The following is a 12,842-nucleotide window of genomic DNA, read 5'->3' as shown; positions in this document are numbered from 1 at the left end:
GACCTGTTTCAATGTTCTTTTCACTGATCGTGCCGACACTGGGGCGGGTTGAGGAATTACGCAGCCTTCTGCTGTCCCTGACACAACAGTCACTCAAGACATTTGAAGTCATCATCGTGGACCAGAACGAGGATGACCGCCTGATCCCCATCGTGGAAGAATTCAGCGACAGGCTGAGCATCCTTCACCTGCGCAGCGCCATCCGCAAATGCAACCATGCCCGCAACCTCGGCGCCAGCCGCGCGGGGGGCGACATTGTGACATTCCCCGATGATGACTGCGTTTATACAAAAGACATTCTCAAAACCGTCAACCGTACATTCAGCGGCGTCCGCTCCCCCGAATTCATAACCGGCTCCGTCATCACGCATGAAGGCCAGACAGGACGTTCAGGACGATGGCAGACGGAAGAAACCGTGATCGATCCCCATACCGTGTGGACATGCCTGATCGAATTCAATTTCTTCATCCGTCGCAGCGCCTTCAACGCCGTGGGCGGGTTTGACGAAATGCTTGGCCCCGGCACGCCCTTTGGCTCGGCCGAGGGGCAGGATCTTGCGCTGCGCCTTTTGAAAAAGGGGTTTGCCGGGCTTTATCTTCCAACCCTGCGTATCATCCATCCTGACAAGCCCGTCTCCCTCAATATCGCCCGCGCCTACAGCTATGGTGCAGGAATGGGACGGGTCATGCGCAGCAACCGCCTCGCCCCCGCCATTGTCCTGATGTTCCTGCTGCGCCCCATCGCGGGGGGCATCTTCTACCTGCTGAAAGGAAATATTCCATTCTTCCGTTACTATGTCATGACATTCCTTGGACGTGTGCGGGGCTATCTTTCCTGATGGACGGGGACGGCGACGGACGCCTTGCCCATGACATAGCCCGCCCCGCCTGCTGCATCAGGCCGACGGCGCGACAGCATGCGACGGGCCGGTTCATCGACACCCCTGAGTATGAGCAGGGAAATCACAACCGCCATGACTGCGGCCAGCGGTATTTCCACCACCGCGATACGTGCATGCATCGTTGCCTGAAACAGGCCATTGACCCAGCAGAAAACCGGATAATGCAGCGCATAGAGCGGATAGGAGATCTCCCCTCCCCATAACGAAGCCCGCGCCAGGGCGGGCGACATCCTGACCCGTGCGCCGGAAATGACCAGCAGGGGGGAGAAGATCGCAATCCACGCCATTTCAATCCCGCGCGATGCCGCCACCGGCCAGAAGAACAGCCCCAGCATGAGGCACAGGCACATGACAAATACCGGCACCCCCGAAACCACCGCCGGGATGACCGGTGCAAAGCGGTAGAGGGCGACGCCAATGAAAAAGGATGCACCGACCCTTGGAAAACCGCTCCAGAACGTGCCGGGCACATCGCCCCCCAGGCCGAACCTCCATACCAGCGGCAGACATATCACGATCATGGCCGTCGCCAGCACACGCTGGTCAAGCCGGCGGGTCATCCACCAGAACAGGTTGATGAACAGTTCCAGAAACAGCGAATATTGCGGACCATTGAGCGGAAAGACCTGTGGCCCGCCAATCTCGTGTGGCGCGAAAAGATAGGGCAGATCCAGCAATGCCAGCACTACCGCCACCAGCAATGCCGCATATGCGACATCCCCGCCATTCAGATGACCGCGCAACAGGACATAGGCCGCACCGATCATGGTCGCCACGATGACCACAGGCATGAGACGCACAAGGCGACGGCGGAAGAACTGCCCTGCCGACAGGCCACGCGCGCCCGTCATGCGCGTGCCATATGAAAGGGAAAGGACATATCCGCTGAGACAGAAGAAAAGGTCCACCGCAAGGCCACTATTGACCGCAAGCCCCCCCATATCCAGCCAGTGCCCAAGGTGATAGATCATGACCGACAGTGCGGCAAAGCCACGCACACCATCCAGAGCGGCATAATGGTGTCTTGGAGCATCCATATCCTGTTCCCTTCACGGATCATGGCTGCCACATGACCTCGGCAGGGAAACAGGCCAGTAACCGGTCTGGTTTTACGGGGGGCCAAAAATATTTTGTATCCGCCTCCCGGCAATGTCCGGATTCATGTTCCTTGTGTCCATTACACGAAAAATGTGAACACGCCCCACAGGACAGCGCGCATCCCACGGACATGCAGGAATTATCCATCCGATACAGGCCTGTAGGTAAATATCCTTATTGTTCTTTTCCATAACGGCAGGAAATAAAATATTAAATTCGATACGGACTCACGCAACCGGAGGCCTGTACCTGTCGTTCGCGCAGAGCAGCCAGAGGCATGGTCCCACAGGCATGTCCCTGCCAGGCCCGTTCATATCGCATTCCATTACCACAGGAAGAATACGATGCATTACCTTGTCACAGGGGGCGCCGGCTTTGTTGGCAGCCATGTCGTACTTGCCTTGCGCGACGCCGGCCATTCCGTCGTGGTTTTCGACAATCTCAGCACCGGCCACCGTGCTGCCGTCCCGCCCGATGTTCCCCTTGTGATCGGCAACCTTTCGGATCAGGCGCTTCTCAATACACTCATGGAACGCGAAAGATTCGATGGCGTCCTGCACTTTGCCGCCCTGTCCCTTGTCGGGGACAGCATGCGCGTGCCCTTCACCTATCTGCGGCAGAATTACCTGAACAGCCTGCAGCTTATTGAACTGTGCACCCATCACGCCATCAGGCGTTTCGTGTTTTCATCCACCGCGGCCCTGTTCGGCACCCCGGAACAGCAGCCGATCATGGAACATGCCACCGTCAATCCCGGCTCCCCCTATGGCGAAAGCAAATTCCTGATCGAGCGTGTCCTGCACTGGGCCGAGACGATTTATGGAATGCACAGCGCATGCCTGCGATATTTCAATGCCGCCGGGTCCGACCCCATGGGCCGGGCGGGCGAGGACCATCGCCCTGAAACCCACCTGATCCCGCTGGCGATTGATACAGCCCTTGGCCGCCGTCCTGCCCTGTCGATCTTTGGCGCGGATTATGCCACGACCGATGGGACATGCGTGCGTGACTACATCCATGTCACCGACCTTGCGCATGCGCACCTCATGGCGCTGGAACAGATCGAAACCCGCAGCGTGACGTACAATGTCGGAAATACAACCGGATTTTCGAACCTTGATGTCATCCGCGCGGTGGAACGCGTGACGGGACGCACCGTGAACTGGTCATGGGCGGGACGGCGGCAGGGCGATCCCGCCACCCTGATCGCCGGTTCCGAACGCCTGCGCCGCGAAACCGGCTGGATACCACGTATTGCGGCGCTTGAGGACATTGTCGAAACCGCGTTCCGCTGGCGCCTGACGCATCCCGATGGCTATGCCCTTCCCGCCGCGTCCCCGATGCCGGGGATGGACATGCCCGCCATGCCCCTGGGCGCGGATTTCCCCCTGCCCGGCGCACCGGAGGAATTCTACAGGCCCGCCTCCCCCTGAAGGAAGGCATGGCTTCCGACGCCTGCGCATCCCTTTTCCATCCTCCCGTCAGGCAGGCCGACCGCAACTGCCGCGCCATGGCGGGCGCCCCCATAACCTGATGCATCAGTATCGCAGAACGGGCAGGATCATATTTCAATGACACCCACGGACCATGCGCGCCTGACCCGCATGCAGACAGTATTATTCAATGCAGGCTGGAACATGCTTGGCCGTATCGGTCCGGTTGCCGTCGCCCTTCTGGTGACGCCCCCGCTGATCACGCGGCTGGGACTTGCGCGCTGGGGGGTGCTGACCATTGCGCTCAGCCTTGTCGGGACATTCGGCATCTTCGATTTCGGGCTGGGTCGCGCACTGACGCGCGCCATTGCCGAACGCCTTGCCGATGGGGACGAGGAAGAAAGCGCCAGCCTGACGCTGACGGGCATCCTGACGCTGGGGCTGTTCGGGGTTGTCGGTGGGGGGATTGCGGCATTGTGCGTCCGGTTCTGGGTCTATCACGGGCTGAAGATTCCTGCCGACCTGCAGCACCAGACGACGCTGGCAATGTGGGTGCTGTGCGCCACGGCGCCGCTGGTGATGATCAATGCCGCGATGTGGGGCGTCATGTCGGCGTATCAGGCGTTCCGCACGGCCAACCTGATCAATATCCCGATTTCCATCATGTACTATCTCGGCCCGCTGCTCATACTGCAGGTCTGGGACAGCCTGGTGGGGGTGATGCTGGTGCTGGCGCTGTGCCGCCTGGCGATGACGGTGGGGTATGGCATGGTCTGCCTGCGCATCATGCCATCGCTGCGCCGGGCGCGTCCGGCATTTGGCCTGCTGCGGCCCCTGTTCAGGATCGGGGGATGGATGACCATCTCCAACCTGATGTTTCCCATTCTGTCCTACATGGACCGCTTCATGATCGCGACGGTGCTCTCCGCGGCCGTGACGGGATATTACACCACCGCCTTTGACGTGGTCGCGCGCCTGTCGATGATCACCATGGCGGTGACCAGCACGGCCTATCCCGCGATGGCCGCATGCTGGCGCACCGACACGGCCGCAACGGTCGCGCTGTACCGCAACAGCATCCTGACGGTGGTGGGACTGCTGTTTCCGTTCTGCCTGCTCGGCTCCATCTTCAGCCACGATATCCTGTCGCTGTGGGTCGGACCGGATTTCGCGCTGCACAGCACGCTCATCATGAAATGCCTGAGCATCGGTGTCTTCGTCTTCGGCATGGACGCGGTGGCGGCCGGCTTCCTCGACGGGATCGGGCGGGCGGAGATGAATGCCATCCTCTCGGTCGTCGAAGTCGTGGTCTATATCCCGCTGCTGCTGGCGTTCCTGCACTGGTTCGGGGTCGATGGCGCGGCCTTTGCATGGGCCAGTCGCAGCCTCATGGACTGCGTGGTGCGCATACGGCTTGGCATCCGGCTGTATCCATGGCTGTCGCAGATGCTGCGTCACCTCATTCCCACGGCCATCGTGGGGGTGGGCGCGATGTTGCTGGCGCTGCCGCGCACCCCGCACCTGATGGGCGGCGCCATCGCGATCGGGGGGCTTGTGGTCTTCTATACCGTGCTGTGGCGGCAGGGACTGGCGAACGAGGAACGGGCCTCCCTGCGTCAGGTCATGACGCAGGCATGGAACATGGGCCGCCAAGGGCTGCGCTGGCGTTCGCAGGGCTGATCCGGGACTGCGACAGCCTGCGCATCATCCCCGCAGGCTGCGCCAGATCATGTAGGTCGCCACGCAGAAGATCACCCCGGCAAAGAAGATGGTCAGCGCCCCCGACGACCCCGCCATGCGGCGCGACACCCGCATGCCCGCGTAACTGCCGATCGTCCCGCCGACGATGAACAGCGCCGCCATCCCCCAGTCCACATACCCCGACAGCATGTAGTTGAGGGCGGTGCTGAGCCCGAATGCCGCCACCGCCACAAGGGACGTGCCCACGGCATTGAGTATGGGCATATGTGTCGAGGCGATCAGGCCGGGCACGATCAGGAACCCGCCCCCGATGCCAAAGAACCCCGACAGCAGCCCCGTCAGGCCGCCAAAGGTCATGACCCGGGGCGCATTGTCACGGGTGCACTGCGCATCGGCGCAGCCCTGGTCATGCCGCCCGCGCAGCATCAGGAACCCGACGACGATCATCAGGATGGCGAAGCACAGCAAAAGCCGCTGCCCGTCCACCGCCTTGCCCGCCGAGGCCCCGACCAGCGCGCCGAGCACCCCGCAGGAAGCAAAGATACCCGCGCACCGCCATTTCACCGTCCGCGCGCGGGCATGATACCCAAGGCCGGCCAGCGCATTGACCGCCACGCTGACGGCGCTGGTGCCAATCGCCACATGCGCGTTGGGCACACCCACGACATAGACCATCAGCGGCACCGCAAGGATGGATCCCCCACCCCCGATCAGGCCAAGCGTGAACCCCACGACCACGCCGGACAGCAGTTCAAGCAGCATGTGCATCACGTCAGATGACATTCCCACGCGATTCGCAAAAACGGAAAAATATGCATCGACCTGCCATCCCCTGCCATCTGCCGCCCCTGTGGCCGCACGGAGCCATCCCGTGTCGGCCCGTGGCACTTTTACAGGCATCAATGGCCTTTTGAAAACCGCTCCATGACAACGTGGCGCTGATCGCCATTCATGCAGGCCGCAAAATAAATATTACATATTTATGTAATATTGATCGGAATTATTGCATTCCCCATGGGCCGAATGCCTCTTTTCAAAAAGACATTCAGGTTTTCCTCCAGAGATCAATAGTAAATCACGAAGAGCAGAAGCCCCGTGCCAACACTGGCGCAGCCGCGACCGGTATGAAAAACCGATGCCATGGCGGATGTCATCCGCACACACAAGCTGACCGAAAAGGGTGACGTTCTTGCCTGTCGCACTGCTGGCCCTTGCAATCGGGGCGTTTGGCCTCGGGACCACCGAAACCATCGTCATGGGCCTGCTGCCCCAACTCTCAAGCGGGCTGCATGTCACCATCGCACAGGCGGGCATGCTTGTGTCGGGTTATGCCATCGGCGTGACCATCGCCTCCCCGCTGGTGGCGGTCCTGACCAACAGCCTGTCACGACGCGACACGCTGCTGCTGACAATGGGAATTTTCATCGCCGGCAATGCCTGCAGCGCGATCGCGCCGGGATACTGGTCGCTGATGACCGCGCGCGTCCTGACATCATTTTCGCATGGCACGTTCTATGGCGCGGCATCCATCATGGCGGGCAAGCTGGTCCCGCCGGAAAAGCGGGCGGAGGCCCTCTCCCTCGTCTATATCGGGCTGACGCTGGCGATGATCCTGGGCGTGCCGCTGGGCACCGTTGTGGCGCAGTTGACGACGTGGCGCATGGCGTTCTGGCTGATATGTGGCGTGGGGGTCGTGGCATGGGGTACGATGTGGCTGTGGATTCCACAGGACGGGAAGGCCGGTCCCACCATCCGCCTGTATGAACAGTTCCGGGCCATGACGCAGCCGCTGGTGGTGACCATGATGCTGGTTTCCATGTGCACCTCCGCCAGCATGTTCACCCTGTTCACCTATATTTCCCCCTTCCTGCAGATCCGCACGGGCCTGACGACGCATGTGATTGACGGTGTCCTGCTGATGATCGGCGGGGGCCTGTGCCTTGGGAACCTGCTTGGCGGACGGCTGGCGGACTGGAAGATGCTGCCGTCATGCGCGGGTCTGATGGGGGCCGTGGCCATTGTGCAACTGCTGCTTGCGCCGGGCAGCCTGCATGTCTGGACCTGCCTTGTCCTGCTGTTCCTGTGGGGCGTGTTCATCTATGCCCCGATGGCGCCGCTGCAGTCCTATGTGGTGGCATGTTCGGGATCGGCCCCCAACATCGCCGCAGTGATGAACCAGAGTTCCTTCAATTTCGGCAACGCCATCGGGGCATGGGCCGGCGGCATCCTGGTGGGGACGCACTGGTCCTATGGCAGCCTGCCCATCCTGTCCGCCGGGTTCGCCATTGTCGGGTTCGTGCTGGTCCTGCTGGCGCAGTATTTCGACTCCCGCGACAGGAGGCCGCATACTGCCGGACATGCCGATGCTGAAGCACCGGAACACGCAGCCTCGCATTCCTGAAACGCCCCGGACCGACAATCCCGGCAGAGCTCGCCGGGGTGGACCGCACGACAAGGCCCCATAGCAGAAGGACAGGCATATGCCGGAACTGAACAATCCCGCCATCGTCGCGGAAGTCACCGCGATGTCCGACCTGTATGAACAGGCGCTGGCCGAAAACCGTATCGCAACCCTTGACGGCCTGTTTTATGATGGTCCCGAAACGGTCAGGTACGGGGTGGGCGAAAACCTTTACGGCGCCGCGGAAATCGCCGCCTTCCGTCGTACCCGGACCGGCGGGTCGCCGCCACGCAGGGTCCTGCGGCGGGTGATTACCGCGCTGGGGCCCGACGTGGCCACTGTGGACCTTGAATTCCAGCGCACCGGCAGCACCCGCATCGGCCGCCAGAGCCAGACATGGATCCGCACGGATGATGGCTGGAAAGTCATTGCCGCGCATGTTTCACTGATGGCCGACATCTCCTGAACCATGCGGGGGCATGCATGCAGTACCGCATGATAAAAACGGGGCATGGAATACATCTTTTCTGGTGACGGGATGCGGCTTTCGCGTCATTGGAAAAACCTGTCCTTACACAATATGCAAAAAAGCAGTCATTTCTTCATTTTTCTGGCTGCATTTCAGGAAAAATACTCCATCCCCGACCGTGTTCCCACGGTATCCGCGCGGCAGCCATTCCGCATATGAGTAGGTCAGAGGTTGCCGGGATAAATGAAAAAGCTGTAACGATATGGACATCATTGCATTCTGTGCGGCCATGCCATGTCCCGGGCATCGCTGCTGGACCAAACGTCCTCGAGAGGCGACGCTACATGGCTACAGACCAGCACTGTTTTCCTGCTGACATCCACCATTCCACACCCAACCGCGTGCGCCTGAACCGGCTTGTGCGGATGTCGCGTCGTGACGTCCTGCTTGGCAGCATGGGAGTCGCCCTGGCCTGTGGCACCACGGGGGCCTTTGCCGCCGCACCGGATGATGCCGACATCGCGGCGTTCATGGCCGTGTCCCAGCGCCTGACGGACCGCGATGCCCTCGACCCGCGGATCGGCCATGCCCTGTTCATGGGAATCGTGCACGCGGTGCCCACCCGCCGCGATCAGGTCAACAGGCTGCATGACCTGATGACGAAAAACAGCTTCGCCAGCGCACATGACATGGCGAAGGCTGCCGAACAGGCCGACCCGGGGTTCAAGGATGTCATCCATGACATCATGACGGGCTGGTATCGCGGGCTTGCGGACCACAAGGTCGTCGTCTACCGCTCCGCCCTGATGTTCGACATCACCAAGGACGCCGTCTATCCGAAGACCTATGCGGCGGGCGGCCCGTTCTACTGGACAAAGACCCCGCCGGAAGTGGCCGTTCCGACAGGTGAGCCCGCCCTTTCGCCCTCGACATTCGTCGTGGAACCCACCTGACAGCCGGAGCGTCACGCCATGTCTTCCGAACAATCCCTATCTGCGGACGTCGTGATCGTCGGGTCCGGCGTCGCAGGCAGTTCCATCGCCAACGAACTGGCCCGTGCGGGCATTTCCGTCATCGTGCTGGAGGCAGGTCCGCGGGTGGACCGCCAGCATTTCGTGGAAAATTTCCGCAACCTCGAAAACAAGCCCTCTTACCAGGGACCGTTCCCCTCCGTCCCGTGGGCGATCCATCCCCCCAACCAGATCACCCCGAACGAGTACCTGCACACCACCGGCCCCGATGCCGAAGCCTACCAGCAGGTGTACCTGCGCATGATGGGCGGCACCACATGGCATTGGGCCGGGTGCGCATGGCGTTACCTGCCGTCCGATTTCGAGCTGAAAACCCGCTATGGGCAGGGACGTGACTGGGCGCTGAAATACGAGGATCTCGAGCCGTTCTATTACCAGGCAGAGGTCATGATGGGCGTCTGCGGCCCCGACCCGTCGGTGGAGGATCTCGGCTCCCCGCGCAAGCAGCCCTACCCGATGGACGCGCTGCCGATTTCCTATGCCGCGCAGGAGTTCCGCAAGCTCATCAGCGAAAAGACCCCGTGGCGCGTCGTGCACGAACCGCAGGCCCGCAACACCCGCCCCTATGACAGCCGTCCCACGTGCGAGGGGCATAACAACTGCATGCCGATCTGCCCCATCGGGGCGATGTACAACGGCAGCTATTCCGTCTATCATGCCGAGGCCGCGGGCGCGAAGTTCATCCCCAACGCCGTGGTCTACCGGATCGAACGTGACAGCGCGAACAAGCGCGTGACGGCAGTCCATTACTATGACCCGGACAAGGGCAGCCACCGCGTGACGGGCAAGTATTTCGTCATCGCCGCCCACTGCATCGAAACGGCGAAACTGCTTCTGGTCTCCGCCGATGACCAGAGCCCCGACGGTGTCGCCAACAGTTCCGGCCATGTCGGCCGCAACATGATGGACCATACCGGCGTGCAGGTCAGCTTCATCAGTGGTGACAAGGCGCTGTGGCCCGGTCGCGGCCCGCTGGAGACCAATGTCATCGACAATTTCCGCGATGGCGAATGGCGCAACACCCGTGGCGCGTACCTTGTGCACATGGTCGATGACAACCAGGTGGACCTTGCCACGGCGCTCGCGATTTCCAAGGGATATGTCGGGCGCGAACTCGAGGAGCAGATCCGCTACCTCGCCTCCCACACCGTCCGGCTGTTCAGCCACAACGAAGGCATCGCGGACCCGGAAAACCGCCTGACACTGAGCCAGACGCACAAGGACGTGCTGGGCATCCCGCACCCCGAAGTCTATTACAAGCTGCCTGAATACACCGTCAAAAGCTGCGAACACACGCGTGGCATGTTCCGTGAACTGATCGGCCTGATGCATGGCACGGACGAACAGTGGACACCGGGATATTTCCCGCAGGACCATCCCGCCGGCAGCACGATCATGGGGACGGACCCGAAGGATTCCGTGGTGGACGGCTATTGCCGCACCCATGACCATGAAAACCTGTTCATGGCGAGTTCATCCGTCTTCTCCGCAGTTGGAACAGGCAACATTACCCTGACGGTGGCCGCCCTTGCCCTGCGCGTTGCCGATACGCTGAAAAAAGAACTCGCTCATGCCTGATATCGCGCGCAAAGCCCTGTGGTCCGTTCTGGCGGCAGGGACGGTCCTTGCTTCGCTGTCGGTCTCCGCCGCCCGGGCGGAAGACCCGTCGGCGGACCTCCTCTCCCGCGGGGAATATCTGGCCACGGCGGCCGACTGCGTGGCCTGCCATACCAAACCGGGCGGCAAGCCGTTTGCGGGGGGACTGAAGATCGCAACCCCGATGGGCGATGTCATCTCCACCAACATCACGCCCGACCCGGAACACGGGATTGGCCAGTATACGGAAGAGGACTTTGAAAAAAGTGTCCGCCATGGCCTGCGCCGTGACGGCAACCACCTCTATCCCGCCATGCCCTATGTGTCGTATTCCGGAATGACGGATGGGGACGTCAAGGCGCTGTACGCGTGGTTCATGCATCGTGTGAAGCCGGTGGCGGAAAGCCCGCCCACCACGTCACTGAACTTTCCGGCCAACCTGCGCATCGCCATGAGCGCATGGAACATGGTCGCCAGCACCGTCCCCCCCGAAAGCGGCGATTCCGCAACCTTCGACAAGATGCGGCGCGGCAAATACCTGGCGACCGCGCTTGAGCATTGCGGCACCTGCCACACGCCGCGCAACATGATGCTGAGCGAGGAGCAGGACAACTACCTTGCCGGTGCGCCGTTGGTGGGGTGGTACGCCCCCGACATCACCTCCAGCAAGACAAGCGGCATCGGCAACTGGAGCGAGGACGACCTCGTGCAGTACCTGCGCACCGGGCATGTGGATGGCCTCAGCCAGGCTGCCGGTCCGATGGGGGAAGCGGTCGAACACAGCACAAGCCACCTGACGGATGCCGACCTGCATGCGCTTGCGGCCTATATCCTGCAGGTGCCGGCCAAGGAAGACAGCGCGGAACCCAAGCCACGCGAAAGCTTTGGCCAGGCTGTTGAAGAAGCCGATGTGCGCAGCGGCGAACTGACGCGGATCGACAACCTTGCGGAAATGGACGGGCAGCACGTCTATGATGCGAACTGCGCCGCCTGCCATGGCATGAATGGTGCGGGAACCGCCGATCATTATGCACCCTCGCTGTTCCATAACTCGGTCACGGGTGCGGGGCGTCCCGACAACCTGATCATGACCGTCCTGAACGGTGTGGACCGTACGACGGGTGACCAGCACGTGCATATGCCGGGCTTTGACGGCAATTCCGATGTCCAGCGCCTCAGCGATACCGAAATCGCCAACGTGGTCAATTATGTCATGAAGACCTTCGGAAGTGGCGATCACGCGGTAACCGCCGAACAGGTTGCCAAACTGCGCACCGATACCCCGAAGACGCCCTGATCCCCTTCACGATCAGGCCGGACCGCCGTTCCCTGCATGCACCGCATGCAAGGGGCGGCGGTTTTTCTTTGCCCTCAGGGCAAGGGAAATTTGTCCCCTGCCCCACGCAACATGACACCAGTCAAAAGAACACCGCCTTTTAAAAAAGGCGGTGCCCAAAAAACTTTTATTATTGTCCCATATCCCTAGCGCTACCGATTTACCAGTTGCCCCAGTTCTGGCTGTTGTTCCACTGCTGACCGTTCCATCCCGGCCCACCCAACTGCTGCATCTGCTGCTGCTGTTGCTGGCGCATCTGATCGGCCTGCTGACGTAACTGCATCTGCTGTTGCTGGTACTGCTGCTGCATCTGTTGCATCTGCTGCTGGCGCTGCATTTCGATCTGCTGCTGGCGCTGCTGCAACTGGAACCCGGCGTTGGGCTGACCACGCATCTGTTCGGCCTGCTGACGCAACTGATCCTGCTGCTGCCGGTACTGGTCCTCCATCTGCTGGCGCTGCTGTTCCATCTGCTGGCGTTGCTGCTCATGCTGCTGGCGCAACTGTTCGCGCTGCTGGCGGAACTGTTCCTGCATTTGCTGCATCTGTTGCTGGCGCTGCTGCTGCTGCTGCTGCTGCTGCTGACCATCCCACTGTGCCAACTGGATATAGGGCGATGGCGCGGCATGGGCCGGGGACACCATGAGATCAGCCCCCAACAGGGAAAATGCCAGTGGAACCGCAAACCGAACATAACGATGCCTCATGGCATGTCCTCCTTGTCCTTCAGGGGCCGGTTTCCCGACATCATCACGACATCTTGCCCATAACCCATGCGCAGGCAACCATGCCCATGCGGCCATATGAAGGCATGAATGGACACGCCCTGCCCGCTACGGCCATGACCTTCTGCCCATCCGCGAAAAACCCTGCCCT

The 12,842-nt window shown here is 61.3% G+C and carries 11 protein-coding genes; 8 read left to right on the top strand and 3 right to left on the bottom strand.

Translation table 11 applies throughout. From position 1 onward, the window contains the following. Positions 1-11 precede the first annotated feature (11 nt). Positions 12-839: a glycosyltransferase family 2 protein gene (locus HNH97_RS06455; protein ID WP_171790333.1), complete on the top strand. Its 828-nt coding sequence runs from the start codon at positions 12-14 to the stop codon at positions 837-839. On the opposite strand, the gene HNH97_RS06450 is transcribed toward HNH97_RS06455, so the two are convergent. Then, positions 827-1,939 (bottom strand): acyltransferase family protein, encoded by a 1,113-nt coding sequence (locus tag HNH97_RS06450; RefSeq protein ID WP_171790332.1) that lies wholly within the window; start codon positions 1,937-1,939, stop codon positions 827-829. The two genes, HNH97_RS06455 and HNH97_RS06450, sit on opposite strands and share 13 nt — an antisense overlap. A 405-nt stretch (positions 1,940-2,344) precedes the next feature. On the opposite strand from HNH97_RS06450, the gene galE reads away from it, so the two are divergent. Then, entirely contained in the window at positions 2,345-3,433 is a 1,089-nt protein-coding gene (gene galE / locus HNH97_RS06445) for a UDP-glucose 4-epimerase GalE (RefSeq protein ID WP_171790331.1), read from the top strand. 138 nt (positions 3,434-3,571) lie between these two features. After that, complete coding sequence (locus tag HNH97_RS06440) at positions 3,572-5,113, top strand: flippase (protein ID WP_171790330.1); 1,542 nt, start codon at positions 3,572-3,574, stop codon at positions 5,111-5,113. 24 nt (positions 5,114-5,137) lie between these two features. Here HNH97_RS06440 and HNH97_RS06435 read toward each other — a convergent pair whose 3' ends face one another. After that, entirely contained in the window at positions 5,138-5,902 is a 765-nt protein-coding gene (locus HNH97_RS06435; protein WP_171790366.1) for a sulfite exporter TauE/SafE family protein, read from the bottom strand. Between the two features lie 421 nt (positions 5,903-6,323). Here HNH97_RS06435 and HNH97_RS06430 point away from each other — a divergent pair, with 421 nt between their 5' ends. The 5 genes from HNH97_RS06430 to HNH97_RS06410 all read left to right on the top strand — a co-directional run bounded on the left by HNH97_RS06430 (position 6,324) and on the right by HNH97_RS06410 (position 11,928). Further along, positions 6,324-7,535: an MFS transporter gene (locus HNH97_RS06430; RefSeq protein WP_227744486.1), complete on the top strand. Its 1,212-nt coding sequence runs from the start codon at positions 6,324-6,326 to the stop codon at positions 7,533-7,535. A gap of 79 nt (positions 7,536-7,614) precedes the next feature. Then, positions 7,615-8,001 carry an oxalurate catabolism protein HpxZ gene (gene hpxZ, locus HNH97_RS06425; protein WP_171790329.1) on the top strand — a complete coding sequence of 129 codons (387 nt, stop codon included), beginning with the start codon at positions 7,615-7,617 and terminating at the stop codon, positions 7,999-8,001. A 347-nt stretch (positions 8,002-8,348) separates the two neighbouring features. Beyond that, positions 8,349-8,957 (top strand): sorbitol dehydrogenase family protein, encoded by a 609-nt coding sequence (locus tag HNH97_RS06420; RefSeq protein WP_171790327.1) that lies wholly within the window; start codon positions 8,349-8,351, stop codon positions 8,955-8,957. Positions 8,958-8,975: 18 nt separating this feature from the next. Next, positions 8,976-10,613, top strand: a complete 1,638-nt coding sequence (locus HNH97_RS06415; protein ID WP_171790325.1) for a GMC family oxidoreductase — start codon at positions 8,976-8,978, stop codon at positions 10,611-10,613. Beyond that, on the top strand, positions 10,606-11,928 hold the full coding sequence (locus tag HNH97_RS06410) for a c-type cytochrome (RefSeq protein WP_171790323.1): 1,323 nt from the start codon (positions 10,606-10,608) through the stop codon (positions 11,926-11,928). Before HNH97_RS06415 ends, HNH97_RS06410 begins: the two co-directional genes overlap by 8 nt. Before the next feature lie 199 nt (positions 11,929-12,127). Here the strand turns inward: HNH97_RS06410 and HNH97_RS06405 are convergent, their stop codons facing one another. Next, on the bottom strand, positions 12,128-12,673 hold the full coding sequence (locus tag HNH97_RS06405; protein WP_171790321.1) for a hypothetical protein: 546 nt from the start codon (positions 12,671-12,673) through the stop codon (positions 12,128-12,130). Positions 12,674-12,842 lie beyond the last annotated feature (169 nt).

This window comes from Gluconacetobacter entanii (assembly GCF_013155425.1).
GTDB lineage: Bacteria > Pseudomonadota > Alphaproteobacteria > Acetobacterales > Acetobacteraceae > Novacetimonas > Novacetimonas entanii.
Note: the sequence above shows the minus strand (reverse complement) of the source record. Positions and strands in the feature narration are given on the sequence as shown.

What these genes read in the sequence shown, in the direction of transcription:
- HNH97_RS06415 (WP_171790325.1), top strand. Translation starts at nt 8,976, where the DNA reads ATGTCTTCCGAACAATCCCTATCTGCGGACGTCGTGATCGTCGGGTCC.
- HNH97_RS06405 (WP_171790321.1), bottom strand. Translation starts at nt 12,673, where the DNA reads ATGAGGCATCGTTATGTTCGGTTTGCGGTTCCACTGGCATTTTCCCTG.
- galE (WP_171790331.1), top strand. Translation starts at nt 2,345, where the DNA reads ATGCATTACCTTGTCACAGGGGGCGCCGGCTTTGTTGGCAGCCATGTC.
- hpxZ (WP_171790329.1), top strand. Translation starts at nt 7,615, where the DNA reads ATGCCGGAACTGAACAATCCCGCCATCGTCGCGGAAGTCACCGCGATG.
- HNH97_RS06435 (WP_171790366.1), bottom strand. Translation starts at nt 5,902, where the DNA reads ATGCACATGCTGCTTGAACTGCTGTCCGGCGTGGTCGTGGGGTTCACG.
- HNH97_RS06440 (WP_171790330.1), top strand. Translation starts at nt 3,572, where the DNA reads ATGACACCCACGGACCATGCGCGCCTGACCCGCATGCAGACAGTATTA.
- HNH97_RS06450 (WP_171790332.1), bottom strand. Translation starts at nt 1,939, where the DNA reads ATGGATGCTCCAAGACACCATTATGCCGCTCTGGATGGTGTGCGTGGC.
- HNH97_RS06455 (WP_171790333.1), top strand. Translation starts at nt 12, where the DNA reads ATGTTCTTTTCACTGATCGTGCCGACACTGGGGCGGGTTGAGGAATTA.
- HNH97_RS06420 (WP_171790327.1), top strand. Translation starts at nt 8,349, where the DNA reads ATGGCTACAGACCAGCACTGTTTTCCTGCTGACATCCACCATTCCACA.
- HNH97_RS06410 (WP_171790323.1), top strand. Translation starts at nt 10,606, where the DNA reads ATGCCTGATATCGCGCGCAAAGCCCTGTGGTCCGTTCTGGCGGCAGGG.